General features: G+C 35.7%; 19 protein-coding genes. 11 read left to right on the top strand and 8 right to left on the bottom strand.

Translation table 11 applies throughout. The features are described from left to right. Positions 1 to 15 precede the first annotated feature (15 nt). Positions 16 to 546, bottom strand: coding sequence for a molybdopterin-guanine dinucleotide biosynthesis protein MobB (mobB, locus tag M983_RS07245; RefSeq protein WP_066749296.1), 531 nt, complete (start codon positions 544 to 546; stop codon positions 16 to 18). A 14-nt stretch (positions 547 to 560) separates the two neighbouring features. After that, the gene (gene mobA / locus M983_RS07240; RefSeq protein WP_066749293.1) at positions 561 to 1,136 is read right to left on the bottom strand and encodes a molybdenum cofactor guanylyltransferase MobA; all 576 of its coding nucleotides are present in this window, start codon (positions 1,134 to 1,136) and stop codon (positions 561 to 563) included. 220 nt (positions 1,137 to 1,356) lie between these two features. Between mobA and M983_RS07235 the strand changes: the two genes are divergently transcribed. From M983_RS07235 to polA, 5 genes are all read left to right on the top strand, one after another. Further along, complete coding sequence (locus M983_RS07235; protein WP_066749290.1) at positions 1,357 to 1,626, top strand: YihD family protein; 270 nt, start codon at positions 1,357 to 1,359, stop codon at positions 1,624 to 1,626. Between the two features lie 13 nt (positions 1,627 to 1,639). Next, on the top strand, positions 1,640 to 2,635 hold the full coding sequence (locus M983_RS07230) for a serine/threonine protein kinase (protein ID WP_066749287.1): 996 nt from the start codon (positions 1,640 to 1,642) through the stop codon (positions 2,633 to 2,635). Positions 2,636 to 2,655: 20 nt separating this feature from the next. Continuing rightward, positions 2,656 to 3,279 (top strand): thiol:disulfide interchange protein DsbA, encoded by a 624-nt coding sequence (gene dsbA / locus M983_RS07225; RefSeq protein WP_066749284.1) that lies wholly within the window; start codon positions 2,656 to 2,658, stop codon positions 3,277 to 3,279. Between the two features lie 778 nt (positions 3,280 to 4,057). Then, positions 4,058 to 4,450 (top strand): SemiSWEET family transporter, encoded by a 393-nt coding sequence (locus M983_RS07220; RefSeq protein WP_083954569.1) that lies wholly within the window; start codon positions 4,058 to 4,060, stop codon positions 4,448 to 4,450. A gap of 289 nt (positions 4,451 to 4,739) precedes the next feature. Further along, positions 4,740 to 7,538 carry a DNA polymerase I gene (gene polA, locus M983_RS07215; protein WP_066749282.1) on the top strand — a complete coding sequence of 933 codons (2,799 nt, stop codon included), beginning with the start codon at positions 4,740 to 4,742 and terminating at the stop codon, positions 7,536 to 7,538. Positions 7,539 to 7,631: 93 nt separating this feature from the next. Here the strand turns inward: polA and def are convergent, their stop codons facing one another. Next, the gene (gene def, locus M983_RS07210; RefSeq protein WP_066749279.1) at positions 7,632 to 8,150 is read right to left on the bottom strand and encodes a peptide deformylase; all 519 of its coding nucleotides are present in this window, start codon (positions 8,148 to 8,150) and stop codon (positions 7,632 to 7,634) included. 300 nt (positions 8,151 to 8,450) lie between these two features. Here def and spfP point away from each other — a divergent pair, with 300 nt between their 5' ends. Beyond that, entirely contained in the window at positions 8,451 to 8,498 is a 48-nt protein-coding gene (gene spfP, locus M983_RS18105) for a small protein SpfP (RefSeq protein WP_438361642.1), read from the top strand. A gap of 175 nt (positions 8,499 to 8,673) precedes the next feature. On the opposite strand, the gene yihA is transcribed toward spfP, so the two are convergent. Further along, positions 8,674 to 9,306, bottom strand: a complete 633-nt coding sequence (gene yihA, locus M983_RS07205) for a ribosome biogenesis GTP-binding protein YihA/YsxC (RefSeq protein WP_066749275.1) — start codon at positions 9,304 to 9,306, stop codon at positions 8,674 to 8,676. A gap of 273 nt (positions 9,307 to 9,579) precedes the next feature. On the opposite strand from yihA, the gene ppiA reads away from it, so the two are divergent. The 3 genes from ppiA (at position 9,580) to argD (ending at position 12,429) form a co-directional block, all read left to right on the top strand. Then, entirely contained in the window at positions 9,580 to 10,149 is a 570-nt protein-coding gene (gene ppiA / locus M983_RS07200) for a peptidylprolyl isomerase A (RefSeq protein ID WP_066749271.1), read from the top strand. A 364-nt stretch (positions 10,150 to 10,513) separates the two neighbouring features. Beyond that, positions 10,514 to 11,089 carry an aminodeoxychorismate synthase component II gene (locus M983_RS07195; protein WP_066749268.1) on the top strand — a complete coding sequence of 192 codons (576 nt, stop codon included), beginning with the start codon at positions 10,514 to 10,516 and terminating at the stop codon, positions 11,087 to 11,089. Positions 11,090 to 11,205: 116 nt separating this feature from the next. Beyond that, the gene (gene argD / locus M983_RS07190) at positions 11,206 to 12,429 is read left to right on the top strand and encodes a bifunctional acetylornithine/succinyldiaminopimelate transaminase (RefSeq protein ID WP_066749265.1); all 1,224 of its coding nucleotides are present in this window, start codon (positions 11,206 to 11,208) and stop codon (positions 12,427 to 12,429) included. 85 nt (positions 12,430 to 12,514) lie between these two features. Here argD and crp read toward each other — a convergent pair whose 3' ends face one another. Next, positions 12,515 to 13,147: a cAMP-activated global transcriptional regulator CRP gene (crp, locus tag M983_RS07185; protein WP_066749260.1), complete on the bottom strand. Its 633-nt coding sequence runs from the start codon at positions 13,145 to 13,147 to the stop codon at positions 12,515 to 12,517. Positions 13,148 to 13,458: 311 nt separating this feature from the next. On the opposite strand from crp, the gene M983_RS07180 reads away from it, so the two are divergent. Continuing rightward, positions 13,459 to 13,866 (top strand): OsmC family protein, encoded by a 408-nt coding sequence (locus tag M983_RS07180; protein WP_066749257.1) that lies wholly within the window; start codon positions 13,459 to 13,461, stop codon positions 13,864 to 13,866. 86 nt (positions 13,867 to 13,952) lie between these two features. Here M983_RS07180 and M983_RS07175 read toward each other — a convergent pair whose 3' ends face one another. From M983_RS07175 to M983_RS07165, 3 genes are all read right to left on the bottom strand, one after another. Beyond that, entirely contained in the window at positions 13,953 to 14,822 is an 870-nt protein-coding gene (locus tag M983_RS07175) for a phosphoribulokinase (protein WP_066749255.1), read from the bottom strand. A 68-nt stretch (positions 14,823 to 14,890) separates the two neighbouring features. After that, positions 14,891 to 15,112: a YheU family protein gene (locus M983_RS07170; protein WP_066749252.1), complete on the bottom strand. Its 222-nt coding sequence runs from the start codon at positions 15,110 to 15,112 to the stop codon at positions 14,891 to 14,893. Continuing rightward, on the bottom strand, positions 15,109 to 16,089 hold the full coding sequence (locus M983_RS07165) for a hydrolase (protein WP_066749246.1): 981 nt from the start codon (positions 16,087 to 16,089) through the stop codon (positions 15,109 to 15,111). The genes M983_RS07170 and M983_RS07165 overlap by 4 nt, the downstream gene beginning before the upstream one ends. 99 nt (positions 16,090 to 16,188) lie before the next feature. Here M983_RS07165 and M983_RS07160 point away from each other — a divergent pair, with 99 nt between their 5' ends. Beyond that, positions 16,189 to 16,794: a LysE family translocator gene (locus tag M983_RS07160; protein WP_066749430.1), complete on the top strand. Its 606-nt coding sequence runs from the start codon at positions 16,189 to 16,191 to the stop codon at positions 16,792 to 16,794. Positions 16,795 to 17,056: the final 262 nt, after the last annotated feature.

Below are 17,056 nucleotides of genomic sequence, written 5' to 3'. Positions count from 1 at the left end.
TTATCAATACTTATTTTACTTATTTTTATTTTTCTGATTAAGCCAATCTGCAATAAATTGAGCAATAGTTTCTGGGTTATTGATATCAAGTAGCGGATAATTAATCTCCAACTTGCAATCACTTGCCACAGCAATGATATGTTTATCTAGTAATTCATTAAAATCACGCTCATTGATATGACGATAAAGGGCAATTTTAGGAATCGCTTCTCCTTTAAAACCTTCAACTAAAATTAAGTCTAATTGGCTTGCGTTAAATCGAGAGGCAAGGTAGTAAAGATCTAGTTCAGGTAATTCTGGGGTTTCTGTCATTAAAGCCCAACGCTGTTGGCTAGCGACTAGCGTTTGGTCTGCACCTGCTTTACGAAGCTCATAACTATCTTTACCCGGTTTATCAACATCCATATCATGATGGGTGTGTTTTATCATACCAACTCGTATTTTGCGCTTACGCAACTCAGGAATAAGCTTTTTAAGTAAAGTTGTTTTTCCTGTACCACTCCAAGCCGTTATCCCTAAAAGCGGTAAATCTACGTTATTTTTCATTATGTTTGCTCTCTTTATTTATGTGCTTTTTGGATATCTTGAAGGGTATTTAAATTAATAAATGCTTCTGCTTGATCTGCAAATAAAACAGGCTTTGCTCCGATTTGTTTCATGAAAAGCATTAATTTGCGATCACCTTGCGCTAGGTATTTTTCTAGCATAGGAATAACACGACGATTTAACAGTGAAAGCGTGGGGTGTTCTCGATTTCCATCATAAACATAAGATGCTAAAGCATCCCCTTTTTGTTCATAAAGATTTTTAACTAAATTAACTGGAAAATAAGGAACATCACAAGGAACAAAAATGACCCAAGGTGTTTGTGCATTTTTTAATACCGCTAACATGCCTGCTAACGGGCCTGCAAAGTCTTCTATTTCATCGGTTATAACAGGATAATGACTTTTACGATATTCATCTAAATTACGATTAGCGCTGATAAGGATATGATCAACATGAGATGAAAGTTTATCTGCAATATGTAAATAGAGTGGTTTCCCCTCTAAAATTTGTAGCCCTTTATCAACCCCACCCATACGAGTTGCTCGACCACCTGCTAGTATGCCACCTGTTATCATTTTATTTTTCATATTCAATATTTGTGAATAAATTAGCTAAAAATTCCGAAAGATATTTATCAAGTAAAGACGATATAGTAATAGAAAGTACTGACTTATTGCTATTTCATGTAAATCAACCGTAATTATTATCAAAAAAGCGTAATATTTACGCAGATTGACAGAGGTTTTCTTTTTCTATTGGATAATACTTGGTACTTTGTTGTTGTTTTTTATAATAAGGATTTTTAGTATGAAATGTCACCGTCTTAATGAAGTTATCGAATTACTACAACCTGTTTGGGTTGAAAATTCAGATTTAAACTTAGTTCAATTATTACAGAAACTGGCTGATGATGCGGGTTTTAAAGGTGATTTGTCTGATCTAACTGATGATATATTGATTTATCATCTAAAAATGCGTGGTTCAGCACCAACTGATGCAATTCCTGGATTAAAAAAAGATTACGAAGAAGACTTTAAAACTGCGATCCTACGTGCTCGTGGTGTGATTAAAGACTAATTTAGGATAGCAAATGGATATTTCTACCTCGTTTAATTTCCAAGGACTATCACCCGATAATATATGGGATGCACTCCTTAAAATTGGTTTTTATCCAGAATCTGGGTTAACTGAATTAAACAGCTATGAAAATCGTGTTTTTCAATTTATGGATGAGCACAAGCAACGTTATGTTGTGAAATTTTATCGTCCTCAACGTTGGTCTTATCAGCAAATAAAAGAAGAGCATGATTTTGTTGTTGATTTAAAAGAAGCTGATATTTCTGTTGCAGCACCTTTAATGATTAATGGTGATACCGTTCACCTTTCTGATGACGGTTTTTATTTTGCACTATTTCCAAGTATTGGCGGTAGGGCTTATGAAACAGATAATTTATTCCAGCTTGAAGAAGTAGGGCGTACATTAGGGCGTATTCATCAAATAGGCAGAAAAAAAACCTATCAATACCGACCTACAATTTCTGTTGAAGAATATCTGATTGCACCAAAATTAGTATTTGAAAAAAGTCCTTTAGTACCTAATAACCTTAAATCGTCATTTATTGAGGTTATTGACAAGCTGATCCACGATGTGAGCCCTCTTATTAATGACTCTACATGGAATATATTGCGCCTACATGGAGATTGCCATCCTGGTAATATCTTGTGGCGTGATGAAATTGTTATGGTTGATTTTGATGATTCTCGAATGGGAATGGCAATACAAGATTTTTGGATGCTATTAAACGGTTCGCGACAAGAACAGGTGCTACAGTTAAATACGCTTCTCGAATCTTATTATGAGTATCAAGATTTTGATTTAAAGGAGTTATCCTTAATTGAACCATTAAGAGCAATGAGAATGGTACATTATCTTGCCTGGGTTCTTAAGCGCTGGGAAGACCCTGCTTTTCCTCGTGCTTTTATTTGGTTTCAAGATGCTGATTTTTGGCTTAAACAATTAACTTTATTTAAAAGGCAAGTTGAACAATTAAATGAAGCTCCATTACAACTTACCCCAATGTATTAATTTTTAGGAGAAGATAACAAATGAAAAAGATTTGGCTCGCGTTAGCAAGTATGGTTTTAGCTTTTAGTGTTTCAGCTGCAGATATTACAGAAGGAAAACAATACAATAGCCTATCCAAACCCGTTGCAAATGCACCTGACGTTGTTGAGTTTTTCTCATTCTATTGCCCTCACTGCTATCAATTTTCGGAAGTATTTAAAGTAAATAGCACTGTTGAAAAAAATGTCCCTGAAAATACGAAAGTTGTTCGTTATCACGTTGATTTTTTAGGCAAATATGGTAAGGATTTAACTCGTGCATGGGCTGTTGCAATGGCTTTAGGTGTTGAAGATCAAGTCTCACCAGCATTGTTTAAAGCCGTTCAAGAAAATCAATCTATTAATTCTGTAGAAGATATTCGTACTACTTTTATTAATGCCGGCGTTAAAGCTGAAGATTATGATTCAGCAATTAATAGCTTTGTTGTTAACTCATTAGTGAGTCAACAAGAAAATGCGTTAGCGGATTATCAAATCAACGGTGTTCCTGCCATGATTGTTAACGGTAAATATAAAATAAGAAATGATAAAATTGATGCTAAATCACCAGAAGAATACGCTAAAGCATATTCTGATATTGTTAATCAACTTATCGCAAAAAAATAAAAAAGAATATTTCTTTTATAAGATGACGAATGTCATATAAGATTTTTGTCTGAGAAAATAGCGCTTATATCCCATGAGCGCTATTTTTTTCTTTTTAATTTTTCTAATTCTATAACTATCCACATTCGTAAAAATATTTTTTTATTATTATTTTTTTTTGAAATAAAGCTAAGTTATTGATTTTTTGATTATGTTAACAAAATGAAAAGAGGGATAACTTATTAATATAGATGAAGTTAAAAAATATTCACAGAGTTATCCACAGGTTGTTATTGTTATCGTCACCAGTATTTAGCATCTAACAAATCAAATGTGACATTTATGTGAACAATAAATGCCCAATTAGGATCTTAAAATAATTATCTGAGAATTTTGACTTTTATAAAATAGTCAATTAATAGTAAGTAACTTACTGATATATTTATTGGTTATGATTAAGGTGCTTACTCTTGATATCTCCTCTATTCATTGATTTTTACTATTCTATGCTTGTTTTATCGTTTGTGACATGAGTGTTAATAGTATTTTTTTGATTCAAAAATAATTAAAAGTCATCGATATTCATTTGTTTGACAATCTATTTTTTTCTATGATAAAACAAATTAACCGTAAAATTTATATGAGAATGATAGAAAGGAATTAAATTACTCTCCAAGTAAATATGGATATATTTTAAATTTTATTAACTATTATATTGATAATAATTAAGTTTAGTCTTGGTTTATTCGAAATTTATAGTAGTTACTTTTTCAAAATTATCAATAAAATCGGAGGTTCGATGCAAAACGAAATTGATTCAGAAAATCTCAATTTAATTGAAATAACGGGTAAGAATACATCGACGACTATTTTGAGTAGTATTAGTCAACCATTGTCTCTGTTATTTAAAACGCTCAACAATAAAATTGCTAAATTAAATGAAATTAATATTGTCACATTGGTGAGTTGGGTCGCCACAATCACTGCTTGCGGTATGTATATCTCTTATATTCCGCAAATTATGGACAATCTTAATGGCATTAAAACCAGTCCTTTTCAGCCTTTTGTTGCAGCAATAAACTGCTTTCTTTGGACCTATTATGGTGTGAAAAGTAAAGAATATCCGGTAGCAATCGCCAATGCTCCTGGGATATTATTTGGTAGTTTTGCATGTTTAAGCGCAATTATTTAATAATAGCTATCTTGTTTTTAATTCTGCTTAATTAGAACAAGGATGTTTTAATTAAATAAAAATTTGATAATTATTTATATTCTTATTTTAATAAATGTAATTTCTATTTTTAAATATCTTTCTATAAAATTATTATATTTAATTATCTGATATCGGTATGATTATCTTATTTGTTTAACGATGATTCATCGAATTTAAGAAAATTTCATGGCAGGTAATATTCGTCTATTGGCTCGCAATGTGGCATTCTAGTCCTATCCACGAACCTCAGAGCAATGATGAATAGATTATGGTCCAAATAGCAGAAAACCCCTTTATCCTTGTAGATGGCTCCTCATACCTTTATCGTGCCTATCACGCGTTTCCTCCGCTAACTAATAGCAAAGGTGAACCAACAGGTGCTATGTATGGTGTGCTTAATATGTTACGTAGCCTTATCATACAGTATAAGCCAAGTCATGTGGCGGTTGTGTTTGACGCTAAGGGTAAGACATTCCGTGATGAATTATATGAAGAATATAAATCAAATCGCCCACCAATGCCTGATGATCTCCGTGAACAAATAGAGCCTTTGCACGAAATGGTGCAAGCGATGGGATTACCTTTACTCTCAATAACAGGCGTTGAAGCTGATGATGTTATTGGCACTTTAGCGTTAAAAGCAGCCTCAGAGGGTAAAAATGTATTAATCAGCACGGGTGATAAAGATATGGCGCAACTTGTTACGCCAAATGTCACACTGATAAATACAATGACAAATGTCATTTTAGGCCCTGAAGAAGTTAAAGAAAAATATGGTGTACCTCCTGAGCTTATTATCGACTTTCTCGCCTTAATGGGCGATTCTTCAGATAATATTCCTGGTGTACCCGGTGTTGGTGAAAAAACGGCATTAGGCTTATTACAAGGTATTGGTAGTCTTAAAGAGATTTATCAACAGCTTGATAATATCGCCACATTGAGTTTTCGCGGTGCTAAAACATTAGGCGCTAAAATGGCAGATCATGAAAAAATTGCCATGCTCTCTTATAAATTAGCGACAATTAAAACGGATGTTGAGTTAGATAAAACATTTGACGATCTTAACGTTAATGAGCCTGATCTAGACAAATTACTCGATATGTTTACGCGTTATGAATTTAAACGCTGGATAAGTGATTTGCAAAATGGCGGGTGGTTAGCGCAACGCAGTAGTCGTAAAGCTCCCGTTCCTTATTCTGCACAACCTGCTGAAAACAAAGACACAGTCGCGACCGCAGATTTCCCTCTTATTACGCAAGAAAATTACGAAGCGATATTAACGCATGAAAGCTTAGCGCGCTGGGTTGATATTTTAAAAAATGCGCCTGCATTTGCTTTTGATACTGAGACTGACAGCTTAAATAATATCGATGCTCGATTAATTGGTATGTCTTTTGCTGTTGAACCCGGTAAAGCCGCTTATCTTCCATTACGACATGATTATCTTGATGCGCCAGAGCAACTGCCTATTAATGAAGTTCTCGTTGCTTTAAAACCGATTTTAGAAGACGAATCAATCGCTAAAATCGGGCAAAATTTGAAGTTTGATCGTGGCATTATGGAAAATGAAGGAATTGAGCTAAAAGGTATCGATTTCGATACGATGTTGGAATCATACGTGCTCAATAGCGTTAGCAATCGTCATGATATGGATACTCTCGCTGATAAGCATCTTAATCATAAAACGACAACATTTGAAGAAATAGCGGGTAAAGGCAAAGGTCAGTTAACGTTTAATCAAATTGAGGTTGAACAAGCTACGCTATATGCCGCTGAAGACGCGGATATCACGTTGCTATTGCATCAAGCACTTTATCCTCAAATAGACGCTGTTAAACCGCTTAAACACATTTACAGCGATATTGAGATGCCATTAGTACCTGTGCTTTCTCGAATGGAACGCAAAGGTGTATTAATTGATGCACAAGTGCTTGCTGAGCAATCAAAAGAAATTACTCAACGTTTAGCTGAAATAGAGAAAGAGACATTTGAGTTAGCAGGCCAAGAATTTAATCTTTCTTCACCTAAGCAATTGCAAGAAATTTTATTTGAAAAGCTACAGTTACCTGTTATCAAGAAAACCCCAAAAGGGGCTCCATCTACAAATGAAGAGGTGCTAGAAGAGTTAGCCCATAGCCATGAGTTACCTCGCTTGATTTTAGAGCACCGCGGACTCGCGAAATTAAAATCAACGTATACTGATAAATTGCCGTTAATGGTGAACAGTAAAACAAAGCGTGTGCATACTTCTTATCATCAAGCTGTTACGGCAACAGGTCGTCTTTCTTCTCGTGATCCTAATCTTCAAAATATCCCTGTTAGAAATGAAGAAGGACGTCGTATTCGCCAAGCATTTATTGCACGTGATGGCTTTAAAATTGTGGCCGCTGACTATTCGCAAATTGAGTTGCGTATTATGGCTCAATTATCTCAAGATAAAGGTTTATTAACGGCTTTTGCTGAAGGTAAAGATATTCACCGAGCAACGGCATCTGAGGTATTTGGTATTCCATTAGATGAAGTGACTTCAGAGCAACGTCGTAGCGCTAAAGCCATTAACTTTGGCTTGATTTATGGTATGAGTGCTTTCGGCCTATCTCAACAAATTGGTGTAGATCGTAAAGAAGCACAGCGCTATATGGATCTCTATTTTGAGCGCTATCCTGGTGTACTAGAATATATGGAACGAACACGTAAACAAGCTGCTGAAAAAGGCTATGTTGAAACATTAGATGGACGTCGATTGTATTTACCAGAGATTAACTCTAAAAATGCGATTCGTCGTAAAGCCTCTGAGCGTGAAGCGATTAATGCACCAATGCAAGGTACTGCGGCTGATATTATCAAAAAAGCGATGATAGCTGTAGATAATTGGATCTGTAATGAATGCCCTGATGATGTGCATATGATTATGCAAGTGCACGATGAATTAGTGTTTGAAGTTCGTGAATCTTATTTAGACAAAGCGAATGAGATGATCCATCAGCTAATGGAAAGTAGTATGACTTTAGCGGTTGCACTAAAAGTAGAAGTTGGCGTCGGTAATAATTGGGATGAAGCCCATTAATAGTAACTGACTAAATAATTAAAGTTCTATTTAGTTTTAAAAAAGCGCAGTTATTAACTCGTAATAACTGCGCTTTTGCCATATTTAGAGCAATTAAGCGATTTGTGAATCGTTTAATTTGCTGAGTTTCTTTTGTTTCTTTTCAATACGCTGGCGTTTCAGCGGTGATAAATGGTCAATAAAGAGTTTTCCATCAAGATGGTCTATCTCATGTTGAATACAGCCTGCAAAAAGATCAGATGCTTCAAGCTCAATATCATTCCCATTTCTATCCCATGCTTTGACCTTTAAGAAACGATAACGCTCTGTTGGTGCAAAAGAGTCAGGAATAGAAAGGCATCCATCCATCATATCCATCAATTCGTCTTCTGTGCTGACAATGATTGGATTGATAAGAGCAAGGGGTTGATCCCGGTTTTCAGAAACATCAATAACAATAATACGTTTAGATACATTAACTTGAGGTGCGGCTAAACCGATACCTCTTTGTGCGTACATGGTCTCAATCATGTCGTCTATTAATGTATGTATTTCGTCATCTACTTTTTCCACCGGCGTTGCCACTTTGCGTAGACGCTCATCAGGAAAACGCAATAGCGTTAATACAGCCATGGATACCTCATACTTATCGCTAATAACAAATTTACTACAGTCTCGCGATAAGCCTACCATAAAATTAATAGAGGGAAACCGCACATTTTGTGTCATTTGCTCTCTTTTTAATCATATTCTTAGGGGGTATTCTTGTGAGTGATTTAGATCTCATAAATATGTAATTAAACTACATTTATTTAGAGTTAAAACGCATTTAAGTATGGCTGAATCGTGTTTGCATATGAAAAAAAACTACAAAAGGGCTTTTATTGAGCAAAAAAATGGAGTACATTATCTCTCGTAGGGTACAGAGGTAAGATGTTCTATCTTTCAGACCTTTTACTTCACGTAATCGGATTTAGCTGAATATTAGCTGCCCCAGTTGAGTTTATTTCAACTGGGGCATTTTTTTGTCTAAATTTCAGTGAAATAGAGGTTGGTGCGACTCAATAAGAAGAATGAAAAGAAAGGTGGGGCAGTATGAGTAAAATAAAGGGAAGATCATCCCCTTTATTTTTAGAAAAAGAATATCGTTTTGCGATTAAGCTTTATTATCAACAATAGCTGTTTGCGAAGTTCCAGAAAACCAACCATTTAGTGTGTCACGTAGCTTATCGATACCTATTTTCTTTAATGAAGAAAAATACTCTACGCGAATATCGCCCGATTTTTCTGATAGGGTGTCACGAACACTCATTAACTGCTTTTTACGAGCCCCTGATGCTAACTTATCTGCTTTTGTCAGCAGAACTAATGTAGGCAATTCAGAATCTACAGCCCAGTCAATCATTTGCATATCAAGATCTTTTAAGGGATGGCGAATATCCATTAAAATAACTACACCACGTAAACATTCTCGTTTTTGAAGATATTCTCCTAAAGAACGTTGCCATTTACGTTTCATCTCTTCTGGTACTTGTGCATAACCATAACCGGGTAAATCCACTAAACGGCGACCTTCTTCAATTTGAAAAAGGTTAATTAATTGTGTTCTTCCTGGTGTTTTACTTGTTCTTGCTAGTCCATTTTGTTGAGTTAGTGCATTTAATGCACTCGATTTACCAGCGTTAGAGCGACCGGCGAAGGCAATTTCAATTCCTGTATCGGGTGGTAAATGACGGATATCAGGCGCACTAATGATAAAATGTGCTTTTTGGTAATTAAATTGCGTCATTCTGATATAAGCCTCTTTGAAATTAATGCTATGTCTAATGCATGCTAATTAAATCTGTGCATTGAGATTAAATACGATAAATTATCTATTGGCTCTATTTTGGCGTAATTTAAGCGGTTATGACAGCGATTAAAAATTAAATTTTCCCAATTCTTGTGTAAATGGGGTTATTAAGCGTAAATAAAGGTAAATGATTGGCACTATTTATCTGTGCGAATTAGAATCCTTGCATATTAAGTAAGTTGTAGACTATTAAAGTAAAGGAATCCCTGCATGTTAAAACGTTTTCTTGTCACCTTCGTTACCGCTTGCACCTTAACAACAGCAAACTTTGCAATGGCAACGGGAGAGACCTTAGTTAAATTAGTCACATCTGAAGGCAATATTGAATTTTCACTGGATAATAAAAAAGCACCAATTACAACCAAAAACTTTATTCAGTATGTCGAAGATGGTTATTACAATGGCACGACATTTCATCGTGTTATTCCTGGTTTTATGGTTCAAGGCGGTGGCTTCACTGCGGATTTACAACAAAAGCAAACCAAAGCACCAATCAAAAATGAAGCTGATAATGGATTACGTAATTTAAAAGGTACAATCGCTATGGCGCGTACATCTGATAAAGACAGTGCAACGAGCCAATTTTTTATAAATGTTGCAGATAATGCCTTTTTAGATCATGGTCAGCGTGATTTCGGTTATGCCGTATTTGGTAAAGTCATAAAAGGTATGGATGTTGTTGATAAAATTTCTCAAGCACCAACCCGTAATATTGGGCCTTATCAAAATGTACCTGTAAAAACGGTAACTATTTTATCAGCTGAAGTCGTGAAAGAATAAAACAGCACTAGTGTAGACAGTTGATTTATTCTAAATAAGAGTAAAAAACAGGAACCGGAATAATATTTATTATTCCGGGGCTTTTTCTACGAAATTTTTTAGTGTTTTTTTTCGAACTATCTGCTAGTTAGTGGTAGTAATACATAATTAAACTCTTTATTTATCAATAATCATCGAGATTATTGTTATTGCGCAATAAAACAGCAGGATTTCTTACTTACTATTCATATTTTATACCTGTGCTATGATAATCGGCTTTGTTGTACCCAAGTTGGTTAAGCAACGAGCTATTTTGTCAGGGATTGTTGATTTTCAAAATAGCAAAAAATAGATAATGATAATAAAATCAGTCGGATAGGCTAATATGCTGTTACTTATTGATAATTACGATTCGTTTACCTACAACCTCTATCAATATTTTTGTGAACTGGGTGCTGAGGTTGTTGTTAAACGTAACGATGAAATTGGGCTTAAAGAGATAGAAAAGATGATGCCAGCACATCTTGTTATCTCACCGGGTCCTTGTACACCAGACGAAGCGGGTATCTCTCTTGAGGCGATACAGCGATTTGCAGGAGAAATACCTATCCTTGGCGTTTGTCTTGGGCATCAGGCTATTGGGCAAGCTTTCGGTGCATCAGTGATTAGAGCACGCGAAGTGATGCATGGAAAAAACGCGTTGATACATCATAATCAGCAAGGCGTTTTTAAAGGACTTAACCGACCTTTAAGTGTAACGCGTTATCACTCACTCGTGATTGATGCGACGACATTACCCGTTCCTTTTGAAGTTACGGCGTGGAGTCAGCATGATGGTAATGTTGATGAAATCATGGGAATACGTCATCGTACGTTACCGATAGAAGGGGTTCAGTTTCACCCTGAAAGTATTCTTAGTGAACAAGGTCATGAACTATTAAATAATTTTCTTAAATATTAGTTAGATAACAGTTTTTAAGAGAATAAAGTTGTTTTTATTGCAAACCAGATTTGATTTTTTATTCATATTTAGTGATTATATTTTCACTTAGGTCTAAATATCAATTTGGTGGGATAATGACAAAACAAAGCGTTAATCGGGCAACATACGATCAAGTTATGTTGCCAATTTATTCACCTGCCGACTTTATTCCTGTAAAAGGACAAGGAAGTCGTGTTTGGGATCAACAAGGTAACTCCTATATTGATTTTGCAGGTGGAATCGCCGTTCTTGCCTTGGGGCATGCACATCCTGCGCTAAATCAAGCCATTAAAGAGCAAAGTGAAAAACTATGGCATGTTAGTAATGTGTTTACTAACGAGCCAGCTTTAGAGTTAGCACAAAAGCTTATTGATAATACCTTTGCTGAACGTGTCTTCTTTGCTAATTCAGGCGCTGAAGCTAATGAAGCTGCTTTTAAACTCGCTCGTCATTATGCAATTACTCGCCATAGCCCTTATAAAACCAAAATTATAGCATTCCATAATGCTTTTCATGGACGAACTTTCTTTACGGTTTCTGTTGGTGGACAAGCTAAATATGCTGATGGTTTTGGCCCTAAACCTGCCGATATCATTCATGTACCTTTTAATGATCTTAATGCTGTAAAAGCTGTCATTGACTCTCATACTTGCGCCGTTGTCTTAGAACCTATTCAAGGTGAAGGTGGCATTACAGCTGCAACACCTGAATTTATGCGTGGATTACGTGAGTTGTGCGATGAAAACCAAGCTTTATTGGTGCTTGATGAAGTGCAAACAGGTATGGGACGCACTGGAAAGCTTTTTGCTTATATGAACTATGATGTAACACCTGACATCATTACAACGGCAAAAGCATTAGGCAGTGGCTTCCCATTAAGCGCCATGCTAACAACAGCCGATATTGCGTCAGTAATGGGGGTTGGAACTCATGGAACGACTTATGGTGGTAACCCATTAGCGTGTGCTGTTGGTAATGTCGCCTTTGATTTGATTAATACGAAAGAAGTATTAGAGGGCGTACAGCAACGTTATCAGTGGATTGTTGATGAATTGATGGCAATTAATCAGCGTTACGGTGTTTTCTCTCAGATTAGAGGACAAGGCTTATTAATTGGTGCTGAATTAGCACCTCAATATGCAAATCAAGCAAGGGATATTTTAACGTTAGCAATAAAACAAGGGTTGATGATGCTAAATGCAGGCACTAATGTCCTACGGTTCACGCCTTCGCTAATTATTACGCAAGAAGAACTTGCTGAAGGGATGAAAGCATTAGATAAAGCGATTGCTGAATTTGTTCATTTATCGTCTATTTAATATAAAGATAAAACCCCATCAATAATGAAGGGGTTTTATACGATACGGTAAGCGATAGTCTAGATAGACTTTTTAAACAACTTACTTAGCGAGTACCGTAAACGACAATAGTTTTACCGTGAGCGGAAATAAGATTTTGGTCTTCTAACATTTTTAGAATACGACCCACAGTTTCACGTGAACAACCAACAATCTGACCAATTTCCTGACGTGTAATTTTGATTTGCATGCCATCAGGATGCGTCATTGCATCAGGTTGTTTTGCTAAGTTAAGTAAGGTTTGTGCAATGCGTCCTGTTACATCAAGGAAAGCAAGGTTACCCACTTTTTCTGACGTTGTTTGTAATCTGCTCGCCATTTGAGCGGAAAGACGCATCAGAATATCAGGATTGACCTGAATTAATTGGCGGAATTTTTTATAGGAGATTTCTGCTACTTCACAGGCTGTTTTTGCTCGAACCCATGCACTACGTTCTTGATCTTCTTCAAATAATCCAAGTTCACCAATGAAGTCACCTTGATTAAGGTAGGAAAGGATCATCTCTTTTCCTTCTTCATCTTTAATAAGAACAGCTACGGAACCTTTGACGATATAATAAAGGGTTTCCGCTTTCTCACCTTGGTGGATCAGCGTGCTCTTGGATGGATATTTGTGAATATGGCAGTGTGACAAAAACCATTCAAGAGTCGGATCTGTTTGCGGCTTGCCGAGAACCATTCGCGTTATCCTCTGTACGTTAAATGCAGCCATTCAAAACGGAGAAGGCTCCTTTTGAGACAGCATGCTTAAAAATCCTATCTTTACCGATTTACTTCCTGATAATGCGGGAAGTTAATATGGGATAGATTATAATAAATGAGAAAATAATGCATTGATCTTAACCACTATCATCAAGCAGATATTGTTTTTAACACAGTTTACGCATTAAGTCTCGTTTTACGCAGTCAGCATAATAAACCTATTTGCTAATTGCTAGTTGTATTATGAGAATGTACTCTTTTAGTTTCTATGCTGTTGAGGGTGAAATAATGGAAGCACGAGTTAAATGGGTTGAAGATTTATCTTTTATCGGTGAATCATCTTCAGGTCATCAAGTTGTAATGGATGGTAATTCTGGTGATAAAGCACCAAGTCCAATGGAATTATTATTAGTTGCTGCAGGTGGATGTAGTGGTATTGATGTAGTTAGTATTTTGCAAAAAGGTCGTCATCAAGTGACTGATTGTGAAGTGAAATTAACATCAAAGCGTCGTGAGGAAGCACCTCGCTTATTTACTGATATCAACTTACATTTTATTGTTTCTGGCAAAGATTTATCCGATAAAATAGTAGAAAGAGCGGTTCAACTTTCTGCTGAAAAATATTGCTCTGTCTCTTTAATGTTGGGTAAAGCTGCGAATATTACTCACTCATTTGAAATTAAAGAATCTGAATAAATTTTATTTTTTAAAATAAAGTTTAAATAATAAAATAATATCCCTCATTTGATGGGATATTATTTTTATAGAAATTAAAAATAAAATTAACTTATTTTTTCCCCATTCAGTAATTTCTTAACTAGTGGCGCCATTATTAATTCCATCGCTAAACCTAATTTTCCACCAGGAACGACGATAGTATTAATTGTTGACATAAATGAGCCATGTAACATAGCTAATAAATAAGGAAAATCGATATCCGTTAGGCCACGAAAGCGAATAACAATAAAACTTTCATCAAGGGTAGGAATGCCTTTAGCAGAAAAAGGATTTGATGTATCAACAGTTGGCACGCGTTGGAAATTGATATGAGTACGAGAAAATTGAGGGATGATATAGTTAATATAATCATCCATAGAACGTACGACAGAGTCTTTTACTGCCTCTTGTGAATGGCCTCGTTCCGTTGTATCCCTTATAAGCTTTTGTATCCATTCAAGGTTAACGATAGGAACTACGCCAACGAGTAAATCAACATGTTGTGCGACGTCATGCTCATCTGTAACAACACCACCATGTAAGCCTTCATAAAACAGCACATCTGTATTTTCAGGTAAAGCTTCCCAAGGGGTAAATGTACCTGGTAATTGATTATAAGGTGTGGCTTCATCGTAAGAGTGGAGATATTTACGTGATTGGCCTTCACCTGTATTACCATATTGGCTTAACGTGGCACTGAGTAGACTAAAATCATTGGCTTCAGGACCAAAATAGCTGATATGTCGGCCTTGTTCTTTGGCTTTTCTAATCGCCATATCCATTTCAGGGCGAGTGTAACGATGAAAGCTATCGCCTTCAATCAATGCCGCATGAGCATTGATTTGTTGGAATATTTTACGAAAAGCTTGGCTTGTAGTGGTCGTTCCAGCACCACTAGAGCCTGTGACTGCGATGATAGGGTGTTTAGTAGACATATCTTATCCTTTATAAAAATAAGGGAACGTTCCTTATTGGTCGATGCTATGTCGCTAACTCGAGGTAATTAATCAGGGCGGAACTGTGATGCAGGCATAATATTAATGCTCTCATGGAGTTCAGACCAAACCAATACCGCTTCACCTGATATGAGTTGTTTTTTTACGTCAGCGACTTTTTGTTCAAGCGTTTTCTCTTGCATACCATAATCAGTCCCTTCTCGTAAAACGAAACTTTCAATAAGATTATCTAGCGCCTCAGTCGAAAGCTCTTTCCAAGGTATAATCATTTTGATTTCTCCAAATACGTCGTTAACCAATCCGGAATACGTTTTTCTAACCACATAACGGGTTTAGAAAGTTTCCCACTGACAAAACCAACATGCCCGCCAAATTCTGTTAATTGATATTCTATATTTTTGGGTAATGTGGCGATATCAGGTATCACATCTGTCGACATAAAAGGATCATCTTTGGCATGTATGATAAGCGTTGCTTTTTTAATATTATTCAATAAAGGCAACGCGCTACATTGGCGATAGTAATCTAAAGCATCTTTAAAACCGTGTATTTTAGATGTGATCAAATCATCGAATTGGCGTAATTTTTTGATAGATTTTATCGACAATAAACTAATGGGCAACGAGTGTGGATAACGAATTAGCTTGCGTGTCGCGTTACTTTTTAGTCCTTTTAAAAGATACCATTGATAGAAACGAGAAAATCCTTGCTCAATTTTTATTGAGCAAGGTTCTAGCATTAAAGGTGCAGAAACAATAACGGCAGCATCTAAAACAGCATTGTCACCACTTTCAGCGAGATAATAAGCGAGCATATTACCGCCTAGTGAATAACCAACCGCTGCGGTAGGTTGAGGCCCAAATTCTGCTTGTAGCCAGTTTAAAAAATAACGAGCATCATCGGTTTCACCTGAATGATAAATTCTTTTTTGTCGATTAGGTTCGCCACTACAACCACGAAAATGCATAACAACGCCTAACCAGCCTCTCGCTTTTGCTGCAGATAGCATGCCATGAGCATAAGGACTTTTAAAACTACCTTCTAACCCATGAAAAATAACTAACCGAGGCTTGTGCGAAGCCAATTTAGGATCTTCACTCCATGCTAAATCGACAAAATCGTTATCAGGTAGATTAAGTCGTTGCCAATAGGGCGTTAATCGCGGTGTTCTACGCACTATTCTTGGTAATAGTGTTTGTAAATGTGGATTTTTAGCCCAGCGAATTGGATAAAAGTATTGAGACATAATTTCGTTTATTAAAATTAATTAACACTTGTTTGCTAAATAACATACTGCTATTTTCAGTAAAAATAAAACCACCGTCACACTTTTGAGCATATCATGATGACAACAAGTCTTGTTTTTTCTTTAAGCGTTTTCCTTTTTATTGCCGCTATTACTCCAGGACCTAATAATTTATTGTTAACCTCTTCTGGCGCTCATGTTGGCTTTAAAGGCTCATTAAAGTTGATGGCTGGCATTATGCTTGGAATGCAATGCGTGTTATTTAGTTCTGCATTTGGTATTGCTGCACTATTAATTATCTACCCTGCATTACACACAGGATTAAAAATAGTCGGCAGCCTCTATTTACTCTGGTTAGCTTGGAAAACCGCCACGTCATCTTATCAACGCTTAGATATTCCAGCTAAAGCCCCTCAAACTGTTAGTTGGTTTCAAGGTGCTTTATTACAATTTCTTAATCCTAAAGCGTGGATGATGGGTCTTGGTGCTGTAGGAAGTTTCAGTTTGTCTGGTGATACCTATTTTAACTCAATTATAATCATTAGTATTGCAATGTTTCTGGTTAATTTAGTTGCAGGTGTAATTTGGATTTTAGGTGGGGCATTGATTAGTTTATTTTTACAAAGTCGTCGTGCTTGGTTTATTTTTAATATTTCGATGGGAATATTAACAGCGATTTGTGTTCCGTTGATTTGGATTGAGTAAATGGTTAAAAAGAATAAGGCATAAATAAATTATATTGATTACATTATAAAATTGATATTTTTTATGTTTAAAAGGGATGTTGTTTCATTTTTATTAAAAATAAAAGTTTATTTATCTAGAAAATATTAAAAATTAAAAAAATACAACCGTAATTTGACACACATAGCAAAATAAAAAAAAGAATAATTGTTTATACTTTTACTTATTACTCATTAAGATTAATGTTAATTATAAAAATAGTATGGTGTTGATATGATTTTTT

Source organism: Proteus myxofaciens ATCC 19692, from assembly GCF_001654855.1.
In the GTDB taxonomy this organism is placed as follows: domain Bacteria; phylum Pseudomonadota; class Gammaproteobacteria; order Enterobacterales; family Enterobacteriaceae; genus Proteus; species Proteus myxofaciens.
The sequence above is the reverse complement of the archived record's forward strand: the minus strand, read 5'-3'. Positions and strand labels throughout refer to the sequence as shown.

Coding starts and splice junctions, on each gene's coding strand:
- argD (WP_066749265.1), top strand. CDS start 11,206: ATGACAAAACAAAGCGTTAATCGGGCAACATACGATCAAGTTATGTTG.
- M983_RS07220 (WP_083954569.1), top strand. CDS start 4,058: ATGCAAAACGAAATTGATTCAGAAAATCTCAATTTAATTGAAATAACG.
- def (WP_066749279.1), bottom strand. CDS start 8,150: ATGGCTGTATTAACGCTATTGCGTTTTCCTGATGAGCGTCTACGCAAA.
- M983_RS07160 (WP_066749430.1), top strand. CDS start 16,189: ATGACAACAAGTCTTGTTTTTTCTTTAAGCGTTTTCCTTTTTATTGCC.
- M983_RS07235 (WP_066749290.1), top strand. CDS start 1,357: ATGAAATGTCACCGTCTTAATGAAGTTATCGAATTACTACAACCTGTT.
- polA (WP_066749282.1), top strand. CDS start 4,740: ATGGTCCAAATAGCAGAAAACCCCTTTATCCTTGTAGATGGCTCCTCA.
- yihA (WP_066749275.1), bottom strand. CDS start 9,306: ATGACGCAATTTAATTACCAAAAAGCACATTTTATCATTAGTGCGCCT.
- ppiA (WP_066749271.1), top strand. CDS start 9,580: ATGTTAAAACGTTTTCTTGTCACCTTCGTTACCGCTTGCACCTTAACA.
- crp (WP_066749260.1), bottom strand. CDS start 13,147: ATGGTTCTCGGCAAGCCGCAAACAGATCCGACTCTTGAATGGTTTTTG.
- M983_RS07180 (WP_066749257.1), top strand. CDS start 13,459: ATGGAAGCACGAGTTAAATGGGTTGAAGATTTATCTTTTATCGGTGAA.
- M983_RS07170 (WP_066749252.1), bottom strand. CDS start 15,112: ATGATTATACCTTGGAAAGAGCTTTCGACTGAGGCGCTAGATAATCTT.
- M983_RS07195 (WP_066749268.1), top strand. CDS start 10,514: ATGCTGTTACTTATTGATAATTACGATTCGTTTACCTACAACCTCTAT.
- M983_RS07165 (WP_066749246.1), bottom strand. CDS start 16,089: ATGTCTCAATACTTTTATCCAATTCGCTGGGCTAAAAATCCACATTTA.
- mobB (WP_066749296.1), bottom strand. CDS start 546: ATGAAAAATAACGTAGATTTACCGCTTTTAGGGATAACGGCTTGGAGT.
- mobA (WP_066749293.1), bottom strand. CDS start 1,136: ATGAAAAATAAAATGATAACAGGTGGCATACTAGCAGGTGGTCGAGCA.
- dsbA (WP_066749284.1), top strand. CDS start 2,656: ATGAAAAAGATTTGGCTCGCGTTAGCAAGTATGGTTTTAGCTTTTAGT.
- M983_RS07175 (WP_066749255.1), bottom strand. CDS start 14,822: ATGTCTACTAAACACCCTATCATCGCAGTCACAGGCTCTAGTGGTGCT.
- M983_RS07230 (WP_066749287.1), top strand. CDS start 1,640: ATGGATATTTCTACCTCGTTTAATTTCCAAGGACTATCACCCGATAAT.